The organism is Arthrobacter sp. CJ23 (assembly GCF_024741795.1).
Classification (GTDB): domain Bacteria; phylum Actinomycetota; class Actinomycetes; order Actinomycetales; family Micrococcaceae; genus Arthrobacter.
The window spans coordinates 3,329,882-3,346,643 of the sequence record NZ_CP102950.1 but is presented as its reverse complement, the minus strand read 5'-3'; the positions used below and the strand labels follow the sequence as shown (position 1 = coordinate 3,346,643).

At 66.3% G+C, this 16,762-nt stretch carries 15 protein-coding genes; 10 read left to right on the top strand and 5 right to left on the bottom strand.

The features are described 5' to 3' along the window. Window positions 1–246: 246 nt before the first annotated feature. Window positions 247–900 carry a prepilin peptidase gene (locus NVV90_RS14975; protein ID WP_258438060.1) on the bottom strand — a complete coding sequence of 218 codons (654 nt, stop codon included), beginning with the start codon at window positions 898–900 and terminating at the stop codon, window positions 247–249. 295 nt (window positions 901–1,195) lie between these two features. Between NVV90_RS14975 and rplM the strand changes: the two genes are divergently transcribed. The 3 genes from rplM to glmM all read left to right on the top strand — a co-directional run bounded on the left by rplM (window position 1,196) and on the right by glmM (window position 3,706). After that, window positions 1,196–1,639: a 50S ribosomal protein L13 gene (gene rplM, locus NVV90_RS14970; RefSeq protein ID WP_024817563.1), complete on the top strand. Its 444-nt coding sequence runs from the start codon at window positions 1,196–1,198 to the stop codon at window positions 1,637–1,639. A 38-nt stretch (window positions 1,640–1,677) separates the two neighbouring features. After that, a complete protein-coding gene (gene rpsI / locus NVV90_RS14965; RefSeq protein WP_258438059.1) occupies window positions 1,678–2,184 on the top strand; it encodes a 30S ribosomal protein S9 in 507 nt (168 codons plus the stop codon). A 157-nt stretch (window positions 2,185–2,341) separates the two neighbouring features. Continuing rightward, window positions 2,342–3,706, top strand: coding sequence for a phosphoglucosamine mutase (gene glmM / locus NVV90_RS14960; RefSeq protein WP_258438058.1), 1,365 nt, complete (start codon window positions 2,342–2,344; stop codon window positions 3,704–3,706). 95 nt (window positions 3,707–3,801) lie between these two features. Here glmM and NVV90_RS14955 read toward each other — a convergent pair whose 3' ends face one another. Then, window positions 3,802–4,644 (bottom strand): D-alanyl-D-alanine carboxypeptidase family protein, encoded by an 843-nt coding sequence (locus tag NVV90_RS14955; protein ID WP_396125317.1) that lies wholly within the window; start codon window positions 4,642–4,644, stop codon window positions 3,802–3,804. Between the two features lie 6 nt (window positions 4,645–4,650). Continuing rightward, window positions 4,651–5,622 (bottom strand): type I pantothenate kinase, encoded by a 972-nt coding sequence (gene coaA / locus NVV90_RS14950; protein ID WP_258438057.1) that lies wholly within the window; start codon window positions 5,620–5,622, stop codon window positions 4,651–4,653. 173 nt (window positions 5,623–5,795) lie between these two features. On the opposite strand from coaA, the gene glmS reads away from it, so the two are divergent. The 6 genes from glmS to NVV90_RS14920 all read left to right on the top strand — a co-directional run bounded on the left by glmS (window position 5,796) and on the right by NVV90_RS14920 (window position 14,151). Beyond that, on the top strand, window positions 5,796–7,682 hold the full coding sequence (gene glmS / locus NVV90_RS14945) for a glutamine--fructose-6-phosphate transaminase (isomerizing) (protein ID WP_258438056.1): 1,887 nt from the start codon (window positions 5,796–5,798) through the stop codon (window positions 7,680–7,682). 4 nt (window positions 7,683–7,686) lie between these two features. Further along, window positions 7,687–8,034, top strand: coding sequence for a holo-ACP synthase (locus tag NVV90_RS14940; protein ID WP_258438055.1), 348 nt, complete (start codon window positions 7,687–7,689; stop codon window positions 8,032–8,034). A gap of 12 nt (window positions 8,035–8,046) precedes the next feature. Beyond that, window positions 8,047–9,639, top strand: coding sequence for an NAD(P)H-hydrate epimerase (locus NVV90_RS14935; protein WP_258438054.1), 1,593 nt, complete (start codon window positions 8,047–8,049; stop codon window positions 9,637–9,639). Window positions 9,640–9,680: 41 nt separating this feature from the next. After that, the gene (gene glgX, locus NVV90_RS14930; RefSeq protein WP_258438053.1) at window positions 9,681–11,774 is read left to right on the top strand and encodes a glycogen debranching protein GlgX; all 2,094 of its coding nucleotides are present in this window, start codon (window positions 9,681–9,683) and stop codon (window positions 11,772–11,774) included. A gap of 87 nt (window positions 11,775–11,861) precedes the next feature. Then, a complete protein-coding gene (gene mgrA / locus NVV90_RS14925; protein ID WP_258438052.1) occupies window positions 11,862–12,899 on the top strand; it encodes an L-glyceraldehyde 3-phosphate reductase in 1,038 nt (345 codons plus the stop codon). Window positions 12,900–13,065: 166 nt separating this feature from the next. Further along, a complete protein-coding gene (locus NVV90_RS14920; RefSeq protein WP_258438051.1) occupies window positions 13,066–14,151 on the top strand; it encodes an inositol-3-phosphate synthase in 1,086 nt (361 codons plus the stop codon). A 25-nt stretch (window positions 14,152–14,176) separates the two neighbouring features. On the opposite strand, the gene NVV90_RS14915 is transcribed toward NVV90_RS14920, so the two are convergent. After that, window positions 14,177–14,842: a MerR family transcriptional regulator gene (locus NVV90_RS14915; RefSeq protein ID WP_258438050.1), complete on the bottom strand. Its 666-nt coding sequence runs from the start codon at window positions 14,840–14,842 to the stop codon at window positions 14,177–14,179. Between the two features lie 99 nt (window positions 14,843–14,941). On the opposite strand from NVV90_RS14915, the gene NVV90_RS14910 reads away from it, so the two are divergent. Continuing rightward, on the top strand, window positions 14,942–15,472 hold the full coding sequence (locus NVV90_RS14910) for a DUF2306 domain-containing protein (protein ID WP_258438049.1): 531 nt from the start codon (window positions 14,942–14,944) through the stop codon (window positions 15,470–15,472). A 12-nt stretch (window positions 15,473–15,484) separates the two neighbouring features. Here NVV90_RS14910 and NVV90_RS14905 read toward each other — a convergent pair whose 3' ends face one another. Further along, on the bottom strand, window positions 15,485–15,982 hold the full coding sequence (locus NVV90_RS14905) for a uracil-DNA glycosylase (RefSeq protein ID WP_258441198.1): 498 nt from the start codon (window positions 15,980–15,982) through the stop codon (window positions 15,485–15,487). Window positions 15,983–16,762 lie beyond the last annotated feature (780 nt).

Sequence of the window (16,762 nt, the reverse complement as noted above, 5' to 3'; positions counted from 1 at the left end):
CCAAGCCGCCCCCATTTCCTTCCCAGGCCGGTTCGGATTTCGATAGGACAAGAATTGCCTGTGAGGCCATGAATAGACAATGCGTAGCGGTACTCGTCTTTTTCCAGGCATCCAACCGGGGAATACTCAAGCCGAATGAATATGTACTCAGTTTTGTACTCAGGGGGTAGGGGCAGCTACTCGGAAAGCACAGCATGCTGATCATTCTCGGGCCCTCCAGGAGCCGGGAGGTGGCTCTCGAATGGCCTAGGAAAGGAGCAACACCACGCCCAGCGCGGCGGCGAACATGGCTGGCCCGTGGGCCGTTTCAGCAGGCTTTTCCGCGGATCGCAGGCGCAACATCAGTACCGTGAGCGCTCCGCCCATCACGAACCCCAGCATCATCCCGTAGAACACTTGCCCCCAGCCCAAGTAGCCCAAGTAGACCCCCAGTGGAGCGGCGAGCTTAACGTCGCCCATTCCGATGCCTCGGGGGGAGATCAGTCCCAAAATCAGGTAGACCGCGAAGGAAGCTGCCCCGCCGGCGGCCGCGCGCAGCAGCCCGGGCCAGTCCGGGGCCGTGGCCGCAGCTCCCACGAGCATCGCGAAGCCGGCCGAAAGCAACGCCAAAACCAGGGGATTGGGCAGGAGGTGGTGGGTAAAATCAATTCGGGAAAGCTGGACCGCAAGTAATGCAAGGAATAGAAATGCCGGCAATTCAGGGCCCGGCCCAAACCGCAGCGTAAGTAGGGCAAATAGCAAACCGGTGATTGCCGCCGTCGTCATCCTGATGCCCGTGGAAGGGAGCCCGCCCAGGCGTGGAAGGAATCTGGCGACGAGGATCTCGGTGACGGGGCTCAGCAGCAACCCAAGCAGGGCTATGGCAGCAAGCAGGTATGGCGGTGCGAAGTCAAGGGTCACGGAGTCTCCTCAGGTGCGGCTTCCTTGCGGCCCGACTGGCAGCCGATAACCCCATTTTGACCCCGGCACCCCGTTGGCGGTATTGTTTAGAGTCGTTGTGCGTGTCCTATCTCGATGACACATGCCCGCTCGGGGATCCAGTTGCAGGATCACTAACTCAGGTGGCATTTCGAGATTCTGGGATGACTGGTACATGGAGTCCTCACCTCTGCTCCGGTAGCGCATACATAGTAGGTGCACGTCTTATTGCGTGCCTCCTAAAACATGAACGCCAGAACAAGAACGAGGCAAAACCGTGCGTACGTACACCCCGAAGCCCGGCGATATCAACCGCCAGTGGCACGTCATTGACGCCACCGACGTTGTCCTTGGTCGTCTTGCCAGCCAGACCGCAACACTGCTGCGCGGAAAGCACAAGCCGACCTTTGCGTCCCACATGGACATGGGCGACTTCGTCATCATCATCAACGCTGAGAAGGTTGCCCTTACCGGCGCCAAGCTGGAGCAGAAGCGCGCATACCGCCACTCCGGTTACCCGGGCGGCCTGACCTCCGTCAACTACGCTGAGCTGCTGGAATCCAACCCGGTTCGCGCTGTTGAGAAGGCCATCAAGGGCATGCTCCCCAAGAACTCCCTGGCTGCACAGCAGCTCGGCAAGCTCAAGGTCTACCGCGGCGCTGAGCACCCCCACGCTGCACAGCAGCCCAAGACGTTCGAAATTACCCAGGTCGCCCAGTAGTCCTGGCCACCAAACAACTTTTCATTACAAGGAGAACCGTGGCTCAGAACGAAGAACTGACCGCCGAGGCCGTTGAGGCCGAGGAAACCCTCACCAGCTACACCTCGGAAAGCACGTCTGTTGAAGACGCGCCGAAGAAGGAGCGCCCGGCACTGACCGTTGCCGGCGCAGCTGTTGGCCGCCGCAAGGAAGCCGTTGCACGCGTTCGCGTTGTGCCGGGCTCCGGCAAGTGGACCATCAACGGCCGCGAGCTGTCGAACTACTTCCCGAACAAGCTGCACCAGCAGGACGTCAACGAGCCCTTCAAGATCCTTGATCTCGAAGGTGCCTACGACGTCATCGCACGCATCCACGGTGGTGGCCCCTCCGGCCAGGCCGGTGCACTGCGCCTCGGCGTTGCTCGCTCGCTGAACGAGATCGACGTCGACAACAACCGCGCCACCCTGAAGAAGGCCGGCTACCTCACCCGTGACGCACGCGTCATCGAGCGTAAGAAGGCTGGTCTCAAGAAGGCACGCAAGGCTCAGCAGTACTCCAAGCGCTAAAACCGCTTGCGGTCGCTTCGGCGGCCACTCGGAAGCCCGCTCCGCCGTTTCGGCGGGGCGGGCTTTCGCCGTTTTCGGGGAGTCCTATGGCGACTTTGGGCCGCCCACGGGCGCATCTGAACCGGAACCGCAGCGGCCGTCGTCTAGACTTGACCCGATGTCTAGATTATTTGGAACAGATGGCGTGCGCGGTCTCGCGAACGGATTGCTCACCGCTGAGTTGGCTTTGCAGCTCGCCCAGGCCGCCGCCGTCGTACTCGGCCATGACCGCACGCCCGACGGAAAGCGGCCCCGCGCCGTGGTCGCCCGGGACCCCCGCGCCAGCGGCGAGTTCCTGGCCGCGGCCGTGGAAGCCGGCCTTTCAAGCTCCGGGATCGACGTCTACGATGCCGGCGTCCTGCCCACCCCGGCCGCGGCCTACCTGGTGGCTGACCTCGACGCCGACTTCGGCGTCATGCTCTCCGCCTCCCACAACCCTGCGCCGGACAACGGCATCAAGTTCTTCGCCCGCGGTGGCCAGAAGCTGCCCGACCACGTCGAGGACGCCATCGAGGCACAGCTCGGCAAGGAGCCGGAGCGCCCGCTCGGCGGCGACGTCGGCCGCATCCAGCGCTTCTCCGATGCAGAGGACCGCTACATCGTCCACCTGCTCGGCACCCTTCCGCACCGCCTGGAAGGCATCAAGGTGGTCCTGGACTGCGCCCACGGTGCCGCCAGCGGCTGCTCCCCGCAGGTCTTCAAGGACGCCGGCGCGGACGTCGTGGTGATCGGAGCCGAACCGGACGGCCTGAACATCAACGACGGTGTAGGCTCCACGCACCTGGGCCCGCTCAGGGAAGCGGTTGTGGCCCATGGCGCCGACCTTGGCATCGCCCACGATGGCGACGCCGACCGCTGTCTGGCAGTGGACCACGAGGGCAACGAGGTGGACGGTGACCAGATCATGGCGATCCTGGCCCTGGCCCTCAAGGACGCCGGCAAGCTCAAGGACAACGTCCTGGTGGCCACGGTCATGAGCAACCTCGGCCTCAAAATCGCCCTGCGGAACGCGGGCATCAGCATCCGCGAAACGGCAGTGGGGGACCGCTACGTGCTCGAGGAAATGCGCGACGGCGGCTTCAACCTGGGCGGCGAGCAGTCCGGCCACGTCATCTTCTCCGACTACGCCACCACCGGCGACGGCGTCCTGACCGGGCTCCAGATCGCCGCGCAGATGGCCAAGACCGGCCGCACCCTGCAGGACCTCGCCACCGCAATGACCAAGCTCCCGCAGCTCATGATCAACGTCAAGGACGTGGACAAGGCCCGCGCCGCCACGGACGAGGGCGTGGCCGCAGCCGTGGCTGCCGCCGAGGCCGAGCTGGGCGACACTGGCCGTGTGCTGCTCCGTCCTTCCGGCACGGAGGCCCTGGTGCGCGTGATGGTGGAAGCCGGTGACATGGCGACGGCGGAGCGGATCTGCACCAGCCTGGCCGCCGTGGTGAAGACGCGTCTCGGCGCAGGCAGCGAAGTTGCTGCCTAGCCCAAGCAAGCAAGCTTAGATGGCTGTGGCCCGTTTCCCCTTGGGAAGGCGGCCACAACTGCCTTGCGTTGTTGGCTGGATTACTCGGTGCGGGCCTAGAGGTAGTCCGGCGCCGCTTCCAGCCCGAAGTACTCCTCCAGCGTAGAAATTCCGCGCTGCACCATGTCCGTGGCGGCCTCCACGCCGATGTAGCGCAGGTGCCAAGACTCGTAGTAGTAACCGGTGATTTCGTGGAATTGGAGCGGATAGCGCACCACGAATCCGTACTTGTGGGCATTGCCCGCCGCCCAGGTGGCAGCCGGCTGCCCGGCAAAGCATGGCTGGAAACTGCAGGCCCCGCCGCCGTCGGAAATGTCGAAGGACCAACCGGTCTGGTGCTCGGAATGGCCGGGGCGGGCGGAAGCGTGGTCAGCGCCCGCCTGTCCCATGCTGCCGACGTAGCCGTTGTAGGTGGCCGCCTGGGTTGAGTAGGAACGGTAGCCGGAGGCCAATGCCATGATGACGCCCTCCGCTGCTGCCGCGGCGAACAGTTTCTCCGCGGCAGCCGCCGTCGTGCTGTTGAGCAGTGCCGCCTCGCCGCCGACGGCCAGCCGGATGCCCGGCTGCACCAGGTCCGCCGGGGCAAACTGCGGCGGCTCCAGCGGGCGGTGCTTGTTGACCAGCACCCACGGGCTGGTGGGATCGCTCAGGGAGTGCTGTGCAGACATAGCGCTCGACGGCGGTGCCGCCACACTGCTTTCGGGGCTGGCAGGGGAGGGGGACACAGACGCGGGGTCCGTCGTCGGGAGCGTGGTGCCCGTCGTCGGCGAGGGTGTGTGACCGGCGGAGACGCTGCCAGACGGTTCGGAAGGCGCGCAGGCGGCCAGGACAGCCATGCCCGCGCCGGCTGCCAGCAGCGTGGCGAATGCCCTCCTGCCGGGCCTGCAGTCAATGCACACGCGCGGCTAGACCTTCCTCAGCAGCATGCGGCGGATCGAGTGGTCCGCATCCTTGGTCAGCACCAGCTGGGCGCGGCCGCGCGTCGGGAGGACGTTGTCCTCGAGGTTCGGCTCGTTGATGCGCTTCCAGATGCCGCGGGCCGTCTGCTCGGCCTCCTCGTCGGAGAGCGTGGCGAAGCGGTGGAAGTAGGACTCGGGCTGCGCAAACGCCGTGCTCTGGAGCTTCCGGAACCGTTCCACGTACCACTCCTCGATGTAGGAGGTCTTGGCGTCCACATAGATGGAGAAGTCGAAGAAGTCGCTGACGGCGAGCCCCTGCCGGCCGTCGTGCCGGGGCGTGGCCGGGGCGAGGACGTTCAGGCCCTCCACGATCAGCACGTCGGGCCGGCGGACCACCACTTCCTTGTCCGGCACGATGTCATACGTGACATGCGAGTACCAGGGGGCGCGCACTTCCTCGGCGCCGCCCTTGACGGCGGAGACGAAGCGCAGGAGGGCGCGGCGGTCGTAGGACTCCGGGAAGCCCTTGCGCTCCAGGAGGTGGCGGCGCTTGAGCTCGGCCAGGGGGTAAAGGAAGCCGTCCGTGGTGATGAGCTCAACATTCGGCGTGCCGGGCCAGCGCCGCAGCATTTCGCGAAGCACGCGGGCGATGGTGGACTTGCCTACCGCCACGGAACCGGCGACGCCGATGACGAACGGCGTGCGCTGTGTCTGCTCGCCTAGGAAGGTAGTGGTGGCAGCGTGGAGCTGGTGCGAGGCCTCCACGTACAGGTGCAGAAGGCGGGACAGCGGGAGGTAGACCTCCCGGATTTCCTTCAGGTTCAGGGGGTCGCCGAGGCCACGCAGGCGGAAGACGTCCTCTTCATTGAGGGGCTGCTCCATCTGCGCTGCGAGACGGGACCAGGTCTGCCGGTCCAGTTCGACAAAGGGGGAAGTACTGTCGCCAGTAGCTTCATTGCGTTGCAAAGTCACTCTCAAGATTCTGCCCCTCGTCGGCTCGATCCGGAAATATGCGACGGCGGCGGGCAGATTATGCGTGGTCTTCCTCACCGACGCAAGGGCCGGGAAGGGCCTGTTCTGGCGGAATAGGGCCTTCCATGATAGGGGATGTCCCATGTCCACTGTATTGGGTAGCCGCTAGGCTAGTACCCATGTGTGGAATCGTAGGTTATGTAGGTAGTTCGTCCCGCGCGGCTGGCGCCGGGCACACCGCCCTCGACGTGGTCCTTGAAGGACTGCGCCGGCTCGAATACCGCGGATATGACTCCGCCGGTGTCGCCGTTCTGGCAGAAGGCTCCATCGCGTCCCGGAAGAAGTCCGGCAAGCTGAGCAACCTCCTGGCCGAGCTCGAAGCGGCCCCGCTGCCCGAATCCCTGACCGGCATCGGCCACACGCGCTGGGCAACCCACGGCGGGCCCACCGACCGCAACGCCCACCCGCACCTCGCCGACGGCGGGCGCCTGGCCATGATCCACAACGGCATCATCGAGAACTTCGCCGAACTCAAGCAGGAACTCCTGGGCAAGGGCGTGTCCTTCGAGTCGGAAACCGACACCGAAGTGGCCGCGGCCCTGCTGGGCGACATCTTCCGCAACCAGCTCAACGGCGACTCGGGCAAGCTCCAGAAGGCCATGCAGCTCGCCTGCCAGCGCCTTGAGGGCGCCTTCACGCTGCTCGCAGTGCACGCCGACCAGCCCGGCGTGGTAGTAGCTGCCCGCCGCAACTCCCCGCTGGTGGTGGGCCTGGGCGACGGCGAAAACTTCCTCGGCTCCGACGTCTCCGGCTTTATCGACTACACGCGCCGCGCCGTGGAACTGGGCCAGGACCAGATCGTCACCATCACCGCCGAGTCCGTGGAGATCACGGACTTCTTCGGCGCCCCCGCCGAGGGCAAGGAATACCACGTCGACTGGGATCCGGCCTCCGCGGAAAAGGGCGGCTTCCCCTCCTTCATGGAGAAGGAAATCCACGACCAGCCCGACGCCGTGGCGCAGACCCTGCTGGGCCGCTCGGACGTCAACGGCAAGCTCACCCTGGACGAACTGCGCATCGACCCTGAACTGCTCAAGCAGGTCGACAAGATCATCGTCCTGGCCTGCGGCACGGCCGCCTACGCCGGTCTCGTGGCCAAATACGCGATCGAAAACTGGTGCCGCATCCCCACCGAGGTGGAACTTGCCCACGAGTTCCGCTACCGCGACCCGATCGTTGACGCCAACACCCTGGTAGTCTCCATCAGCCAGTCCGGCGAAACCATGGACACGCTGATGGCCGTCCGCTACGCCCGCGAGCAGGGCGCCAAGACGATCTCCATCTGCAACACCAACGGCTCCACCATCCCGCGCGAGTCCGACGCCGTGCTGTACACCCACGCCGGCCCTGAAATCGCCGTCGCCTCCACCAAGGCCTTCCTGGCACAGATCACGGCCGCCTACCTGCTCGGCCTGTACCTGGCCCAGCTGCGCGGCAACATCTTCACCGGCCAGATCAAGGACGTCCTGGCGGACCTGTCCAAGATCCCGGCCAAGATCCAGAAGATCCTGGACAACGCAGGCCCTCTGCGCGAGCTCGCACGCAGCATGAAGGACGAGAAGTCCGTGCTGTTCCTGGGCCGCCACGTCGGTTTCCCGGTGGCCCTCGAAGGCGCACTGAAGCTCAAGGAAATCGCCTACATCCACGCCGAAGGCTTCGCCGCCGGCGAGCTCAAGCACGGCCCCATCGCACTCATCGACGACGGCCAGCCGGTCTTCGTGGTGGTCCCCTCCCCGCGTGGCCGCGACTCCCTGCACTCCAAGGTTGTCAGCAACATCCAGGAAGTCCGCGCCCGCGGCGCCCGGACGCTGGTCATTGCCGAGGAAGGCGACGAGTCCGTCAAGGACTACGCCGAGCACGTGTTCTACGTGCCGGAGACCCCCACGCTGCTGATGCCGCTGCTCACCACCGTTCCGCTGCAGATCTTCGCAGCCGAGCTGGCCGGGGCCAAGGGGTACGACGTGGACCAGCCGCGCAACCTCGCCAAGAGCGTGACCGTAGAATAGCCGCATGATTGTTGGCATTGGCGTAGACGTAGTAGACATCGAACGGTTCGGGCGGCAGCTGGAGCGCACCCCGGGCCTCCGGGACCGTTTGTTCGTGCCCGCCGAGCGCGAGCTGAACACTCGTTCGCTCGCGGCGCGCTTCGCCGCGAAGGAAGCCGTGGCCAAGGTCCTCGGAGCCCCCGCAGGCATGAACTGGCAGGACTGTTGGATCGGGCTGGACCAGCACGGTCCCACCATCCAGGTCAAGGGCACGGTGTTGGCTGTGGCCGATGCCAAGGGCGTCAAGCGCTGGCACGTCTCCATGAGCCACGACGGCGGCATCGCCACGGCCACGGTCATCGCCGAAGGCTGACAGCCGAACGCCATGATCAGCGCCTTCACCGGAACAGACATCAGGGCAGCGGAACAACCGCTCCTTGACTCCGGTGGGGGCGCTGTTCTCATGCAACGGGCCGCACACGGACTGGCCGCCGCCATCGTCAGCGAACTGCGCGCCCGCCGGCATCGCTTCGCCGGATCCTCCATCACGGTGCTCGCCGGCAAGGGCAACAACGGCGGGGACGGCCTGTTCGCCGCCTCCTTCCTGGCCCGCCGCGGAATGCGCACGACGGCGGTGCTCACCGCCGCATCCGCACACCCTGAGGCCCTGGCCGCCTTTGCTGCTGCCGGGGGCCGGGTGCTTGTCCTGGACTCCGGCAACGCCGAGGAACTTGCTGTGCTGTGCGCGGGGGACGATGTGGTGATTGACGCCGTGCTGGGGACCGGGGCGCGCGGCGGACTGCGCGGTGCCGCGGCCGAGCTGGTGGCGGCCCTGCAGGAGCTGCGGCCGCGGTTCGTGGTGGCCTGCGACGTCCCCAGCGGCGTGGATGCCGATACCGGCGAGGTCCACTGGCCCGTGCTGCATGCCCACCTCACCGTCACGTTCGGCGGCATCAAGGCAGGGCTGCTGGCGGACCCCGGCGAAGGCTGCGCCGGGCGCGTGCAGCTGGTGCAGATCGGGATCGAGTCCCTGTTGCCGGCCCCCGTGTTGCGGCGCTTCTCGACGGCGGACCTTGCCGCGCTGCTGCCCTCGCCCGGTCGGCGCGCCCACAAGTATGCGCGCGGCGTCCTGGGCGTGGTGGCGGGCTCCGAAAGATACGCCGGGGCCGCGGTCCTCAGTGTCCACGCCGCGGCAGTGTCCGGGGCCGGGATGGTCCGGTACCTGGGGCCCGAGTCCGTAGCCCGGCAGGTCCTGGCGCGGACCCCGGAGGCGCTGTGGGAAGCCGGCCAGGCGGGCCGCGTGCAGGCCTGGCTGCTGGGCCCCGGCCTGGACGGTGCTGGTCCCGGCAACACCGGTCCCGATGCGGGAGCGCAGCTCCAGCGTGCCCGTGACGGGCTCGCCGCCGCGCTGGACGGCGGCCTGCCCGCCGTCGTCGACGCCGGCGCCTTGGACCTGCTCCCGGACCGCTGTCCGCCCCACTGGATCCTGACCCCGCACGCCGGCGAGTTGTCTGCGCTTCTTGGCCGCAGCGAAATGCTGGTCACCCGGGAGGACGTCGAGTCCCGCCCCCTGCATTTCGTGCGGCTGGCCGCCGAACACACCGGCGCCACCGTTCTGCTGAAGGGCGCCACCACACTGGTGGCGTCGCCGTCGGGCGCTGTGTTCAGCCAGTCCGAAGGCTGCCCGTGGATGGCGACCGCCGGCAGCGGCGATGTGCTGGCCGGGATCCTCGGCGCGCTTTTGGCGCAGCGCACCGGGCCGGGGATGGACGACGACGGCGCGTTCGCGGCGCTGGGCATCGCTCCGGAGGACCGCTGGGCTGCCTTGGGCGCCGTGGCGGCGAGCCTGCACGGACTGGCGGGATCGGCGGCGTCGGGCGCTACTGGCCCGCGTTTCGGGGGAGCGCCGGTGACGGCGCTGGGGATTGCCGGGGCAGTGTCAGGGGTGTGGGCTAGTGTGATGCGCGAGGGCGGCTGACAGCCGGGTGACCCTTACTGGCGCACTGTCGAGGAGGACGCGTGGAGACCACAGCAACGGAGGTCTGGCCGGGACGGGCCTACCCGCTCGGGGCAACGCACGACGCCGGGGGCACCAACTTCGCCGTGTTCAGTTCCGTGGCGTCCGCCGTGGAGCTTTGCCTGTTCGATGACCACGGCGCGGAGACGCGCATCCCGCTCACGGAGTGCGACGCCTCCGTGTGGCACGGCTACGTCCCCGGCATCACTGCGGGGCAGAAGTACGGATACCGGGTCCACGGGCCCTACGACCCCCACCAGGGCGCCCGGTGCAACCCCGCCAAGCTGCTGCTGGACCCCTACGCGAAGGCCGTCTGCGGGAAGGTGAGCTGGAACAGCTCGCTGCGCGGCGACAGTCCGGCGGACTCGGCGGACAGCACCATGGTGGGCATCGTGGTGGACCCCGCCTTCGACTGGGGAGACGACGCCCGGCCGGGAACCCCGTACCACCAGTCGCTCATCTACGAGGCCCACGTCAAGGGGCTCACGGCGCTCCATCCCGCGGTTCCCGAGCGCATGCGGGGGAGCTACGGCGGCCTGGCCCAGCCCGCCGTCGTCGAACATCTCCGAAGGCTCGGCGTGACAGCGCTGGAACTCATGCCCGTCCACCAGTTCGTCAACGACGGCAGGCTGGAAGAGCAGGGACTCGCCAACTACTGGGGCTACAACACCATCGGATTCTTCGCCCCTCACAATGCCTACAGTTCCTCCGGCGACTGCGGCGAACAGGTCACCGAATTCAAACAGATGGTCAAAGCGATGCATGCCGCCGGCATCGAGGTGATCCTGGACGTGGTCTACAACCACACCGCGGAAGGCAACGAACTCGGCCCCACCCTGGGCTTCCGCGGCCTCGACAACCAGGCCTACTACCGGCTGGTGGACGACGACAAACAGCACTACATGGACTACACCGGCACCGGAAACTCGCTCAACGTGCGGGATCCGCGCTCGCTGCAGCTGGTCATGGACTCGCTGCGCTACTGGGTCACTGAAATGCACGTGGACGGCTTCCGCTTCGACCTTGCCTCCACCCTGGCCCGGGACCTGTACGAGGTGGACCGGCTGTCCAGCTTCTTCGACCTGGTGCTGCAGGACCCCGTGGTCTCCCAGGTCAAGCTCATCGCCGAGCCCTGGGACATCGGGCCCGGCGGGTACCAGGTGGGCAACTTCCCGGCGCAGTGGTCCGAATGGAACGGCAAGTACCGCGACACTGTGCGCGACTTCTGGCGCGGCGAACAGTCAGCCTACGGTGAGTTCGCGGCCCGGCTGACAGGCTCTGCAGATCTCTACGAGCACTCGGGCCGGCGACCCGTGGCATCCATCAACTTCGTCACGGCCCATGACGGCTTCACCCTGCGAGACCTGGTGTCCTACAACGAGAAACACAACGCCGCCAACGGCGAAGACAACCGCGACGGCGAATCCCACAACCGCTCCTGGAACTGCGGCGTGGAGGGGCCCACCGACGATCCTGAGGTGCTGGCATTACGGGCCAGGCAGCAGCGCAACTTCATCGCCACCATGCTGCTGAGCCAGGGCGTGCCCATGCTCCTGCACGGAGACGAAGCCGGCCGCAGTCAGGGCGGCAACAACAACGCCTACTGTCAAGACTCGGAGCTCAGCTGGGTGCACTGGGACAACCCGGACCAGGAGCTGCTCGACTTCACGGCGGCCGCCTCCCGGCTGCGGCGCGAGCACCCGGTGTTCCGCCGCCGCCGCTTCTTCGACGGTCACCCCGCCCCGCGGCCCGAAGGCGAAGGCCTGCCCGACGTCGTGTGGCTGGACACCGATGGCACGCCCATGACCGAGCAGGACTGGAACAACGGCTTCGCGCGGTCCCTCGCCATGTTCCTCAACGGCGGCGCTATTCCCACTCCCGACGAGCACGGCCAGCCGATCATCGACGACCACTTCCTGCTCTGCTTCAACGCCCACGACGCCGCCGTTCAATACACCCTGCCCCCGGCCGCGTACGCGGAAAAATGGGACATGGTTCTGGACACGTGCTTCGGAAACGCGGACGGGCGGGCCTTCGGCGCCGGATCGGAGCTGCTGATCCCGGCGAAATCGCTGGTGGTACTCAAAGCCGCGTAAGACTCCCTGAAGCGGAACCTCACGTGAGCCTGACCACATGGCGGACACCGCCGTCGTCGTTCAGCCGCCGGTGGCAGGATGGAACGTATGACTTATTCGGCTGCGGAAAACCGCTACGAAACCATGCCCTACCGCCGCGTCGGACGCAGCGGACTCAAACTGCCGGCCATCTCACTGGGCCTGTGGCACAACTTCGGCGACGACAAGCCCTTCGAGGTGCAGCGTGCCATCCTGCGCCGCGCCTTCGACCTGGGCGTCACGCACTTCGACCTCGCCAACAACTACGGCCCGCCCTACGGCAGCGCCGAGACCAACTTCGGCCGTCACTTCAAGGACGACTTCAAGCCGTACCGCGACGAACTGGTCATCTCCAGCAAGGCCGGCTACGACATGTGGCCCGGCCCGTACGGCAACTTCGGCTCCCGCAAGTACCTGCTGGCCAGCCTGGACCAGTCCCTTGAGCGCATGGGCCTTGACTACGTGGACATCTTCTACAGCCACCGCCCGGACCCGGAAACCCCCATGGAAGAGACCATGGGCGCACTGGACCACGCCGTGCGCTCGGGCAAGGCGCTGTACGCGGGCATTTCCTCGTACACCCCGGAACAGACGCTTGAGGCAGCCCGGATCCTGGCGGAAATGGGCACGCCGCTGCTCATCCACCAGCCCAGCTACTCCATGCTGAACCGCTGGACCGAGAACGGCACGCCCAATCTGTACGAGGCACTGGACCAAGCGGGTGCCGGCTCCATCGCGTTCTCGCCGCTCGCCCAGGGCATGCTCACCAACCGGTACCTCAAGGGCATCCCGGCGGACTCCCGCGCCGCGCAGCACAAGTCCCTCGGCGAGTCCTCACTGACCGAGGACAAACTTGCACGCGTCCGGGGCCTGAACGCCATCGCTGAAGGCCGCGGCCAGAGCCTGGCGCAGATGGCCATCGCCTGGATCCTGCGCGAGCAGCCCAAGGGATCGCCGGTCACCTCCGCCTTGGTGGGTGCCTCGAGCGTGGCCCAGTTGGAGGACACGCTGTCCGCCATCAACAACCTCGCGTTCGCCACGGAGGAACTGACGGCGATCGACGAGTTCGCCGTGGAGTCAGACATCAACTTGTGGGCGCAGAAGTAGGCTCCCCCACACGTCATACGCGGCGGGGACCGGCGGGAACAAAACCGGCCCCCGCCGTGTTGGTTAGAATGCAAGTGGGCGCCGAGTGGCGCCGTGCCCTTAAGACGCCGCAGTCCATCAAGGTACCGACGCGCTGGGCATCTGAAGTTAGTACCCAAGGAGTTCCGTGTCTTCACATCCGATTCGTGTCGCCATTGTCGGCGTAGGAAACTGCGCCGCATCGCTGGTCCAAGGTGTCCACTATTACCGCGACGCTGACCCCCAGGCCACGATTCCGGGTCTGATGCACGTTGAGTTCGGCAAGTACCACGTCAACGACGTCCAGTTCGTTGCTGCTTTCGATGTCGATAGCAAGAAGGTGGGCCTGGACCTCGCCGACGCCATCGGCGCCAGCGAAAACAACACCATCAAGATCGCCGATGTCCCCTCCACTGGTGTGACCGTGCAGCGCGGCCACACCCTGGACGGCCTGGGCAAGTACTACCGCGAAACCATCGTCGAAGCTCCGGAACAGCCCGTGGACATCGTCGCGGCTCTCCGCGAAGCCAAGGCCGACGTCATGGTCTGCTACCTGCCGGTCGGCTCCGAGGACGCCGCCCACTTCTACGCCCAGGCTGCGATTGACGCAGGCGTGGCCTTCGTCAACGCCCTGCCGGTCTTCATCGCAGGCACCAAGGAATGGGCCGACAAGTTCACCGCCGCCGGCGTGCCGATTGTTGGCGACGACATCAAGAGCCAGATCGGCGCCACCATCACGCACCGCGTCATGGCCAAGCTCTTCGAAGACCGCGGCGTCACCCTGGACCGCACGTACCAGCTGAACGTCGGCGGCAACATGGACTTCAAGAACATGCTCGAGCGCGACCGCCTCGAGTCCAAGAAGATCTCCAAGACCCAGGCCGTCACCTCCAACGTCGAAGCCGAACTGCACGCCGACGACGTCCACATCGGCCCGTCCGACTACGTCGCCTGGCTCGATGACCGCAAGTGGGCCTTCGTCCGCCTCGAAGGCCGCAACTTCGGCGACGCCCCGGTGTCGCTCGAATACAAGCTTGAGGTCTGGGACTCCCCGAACTCCGCCGGCGTGATCATCGACGCCATCCGTGCCGCCAAGATCGGCCTGGACCGCGGCATCGGCGGACCGCTGCTCTCCGCGTCCAGCTACTTCATGAAGTCCCCGCCGGAGCAGTTCAACGACGACCTCGCCCGCGAAAAGGTCGAGGCCTTCATCCGCGGCGAGCTGGAGCGCTAGTTCCTTTTTTGCAACGCGGGGTCACTTACGGCCCGTTCACGTCACCGTGACCGGCCGCAAGTGACCCCGCGTTGCTGTTTTCCAGGGCGAGGATGGCGTGGCTTGCCTGGGCCAGTGCCAGCAGCTTGAGCAGGAGCTGGGAATGCATATGCATCCCCACGGCGGCAGTCAGGATCAGCTGGTCGGTGTCCTCAGGGGCGACGGTCTCGCGGATATCCAGCGCCGCCACCGAGTCCATCGCCCGGCTGTAGACGTCCAGCGACTGCATCGAGACCGGGATGGAGAGCTTCTGCATCAGTTCCAGCTGGGCGTTGAGGGCGTTGCGGGCATCGCTGGCGGCATCGGGCCATTGGCGGAGGCGGACGACGGCGTCACCCAGCTCGGAGCCGACATCGCCGCTGCCCACGCCGTATGCGTCCAGTCCCAGCACCACCCGCTGGACCGTCGCCAGCAATTCGAGCCGGGAAGCGCCGCCGTCGGCCAGCTGAAGCAGCGTGCGGATCTGCTCGATGCTCAGGTGCACAATCTGCCTCAGCGCCTGGATGAGTTCCAGACGGCGCAGGTGCTGTTCGCCGTACCGGGCCCGGGTGGGAGTGACCGCCTCGCCCGGCAGCAGGAGCCCTTCGCGGAGGTAGTACTTGATGCTGGCCGTGCTGACGCTGCTGCGGCTGCTGAGTTCCTTGAGCTGCAAGGAGTCCTCCGCGGGGTTTGGGTTCCTGCCATTGGATAGTGGAACCAGGACTGGCTATCTTGATGTACAAGACTAGGATAGTGCTTCTATCCTAGAGGCATGGAGCACTGGAATGTCCTGCTTGTCAGCCACGTTGTCGCCGCGCTGTTCGTGTTGGCGGTCGGCCCGGTCCAGATCCTCCGGCGCCGGCGGGATCGGGTCCACCGGACCGTTGGTTACCTTTGGATGGCGGCGATGTACTACGTCTGCCTGAGCAGCTTCTGGATCGTTTCCGACGGCCATTTCTCCTGGCTGCACGGACTGTCCGCCTTCACCCTGATGACCGTGACCCTGGGAGTGGTCAGTGCGATCCGCAGGAACATCCCGGCGCACCGGGGCAACATGGTGGGCAGCTACATCGGCACGGCCATCGCTTTCGGATTCGCAGTCGCCGTACCCGGCCGCGCCATACCCCGTCTGCTGGCATCCGACCCCGGCAGTGCAGTCTTCGTTGCGGTGCTGGTGGTGGGTGCCGTCGCCGCGGTTTACCTGTCCCTGCTGCGCGGGCAGAAAACTCTCGGGCAGAAATACGGAAACGGTCGACGGCGGCCGCTTGCCGCCGTCGACCGTTCACCTGCCGGACGCGCCTAGCTGGTTGGCGGTTTAGCGGCGTCCGGACTGGAGCCCTGCGCGGGCCATGGCGTCCGCGTAGGAACGGCCCATGTCAATCAACAATTCGGTCTGGCGTTCCTTGGAACCGGCGAAGGTGCGGCCGTGCAGGGAGCGGGCCTTGTAGACCTTCAGGCCGCGGCGCCAGATCATCGGGTTGTCCGTCTTGAGGAGCATCTGCGCCAGGCGGTTGGCTTCCGCGCCGTGGGCGACGATGGCCGAGACGCGGGGAACGAGCCTGAGGAATGCGAGCAGCGGCTTGAGGCCGGCGTTGACTTGTTCGGGCGTCAGCTTACCGTTGGCCTCGCCCGGGGTGAACCAGGGGTGGGTGTTCCACGGCATCATCCACTCGGGGCGCAGGCCGAGCTGGAACTGCAGGCCCAGCAGCCGTGTGGCGGCCGCGTCGTCGCCGGCCCAGACAACACCGTTCGGGGAGGCTTCGCTGGTATTGGAGAACAGGGTCACAATCCGGCATTCCTCAACGGAGTGCATCGGATCCACGTAGGGAACCTCGAAGCCCGGGCGGAGCTTGCGGAGGAACTCCACGTGCTCGTTCACCGGGGCGATGTGCGGGGCGAAGAAGGGGCTGTCCGGGACGGCGGGAGCCTCTTCGGCAGGAGCGATGGCTTCTACGACGGGAGCGGGAGCTTCTGCGGCAGAAGCGATGGTTTCCTCGGCAGGGGCTGCCGGTTCCGCGATGGCTTCAGCAATCGGGGCGGCAATCGGGGCGACCTTTCGCGTGATGACAGGACCGGCCTTGGGCGCGGCTGCCATCTTCGGTGCGGAAGCCTTCGCGGCAGCGGCTGCAGGAGCTGCCTTCCTGGCCGGTGCCTTCTTCTCCGCCTTTGCCCTCTCGGCCTTGACCGGGGCGTCGAAGTCTTCGTCGTCGTCGTCGAACAACCCGTCGAGAAGCTTGTCGAGCTCGTCGTCTCGGGAGTTGTCATCGTCGTCGAATTCGGGACTCTGCCCGAAGCCTTCTTCGTACCGCGAGTCAAGGTCGCTGCGGTAGTCCTCGAAATAGTCCGGTTCAGCCAAGGCGGTCATGAAGGCAGGGGTCTCCTCGTGTCGGGCAGGGGCCGGTTCCGGGCGTGTTGGGGCACGTCCGTGGCGGGCAAGATTGTCTGGGGAGGCTCCCCGGGGTGCCGGTGGAGCTTCTAAATCTTAGCAACCCCCAGGCGGTCCGGTGTTCCTCCGTTGTTCATTTGACGCCGCAGATGGCGGGGTTCCGCGGCTTGGTGCCAGGGATGCGTCGAAGATCACCACACGGCGGCC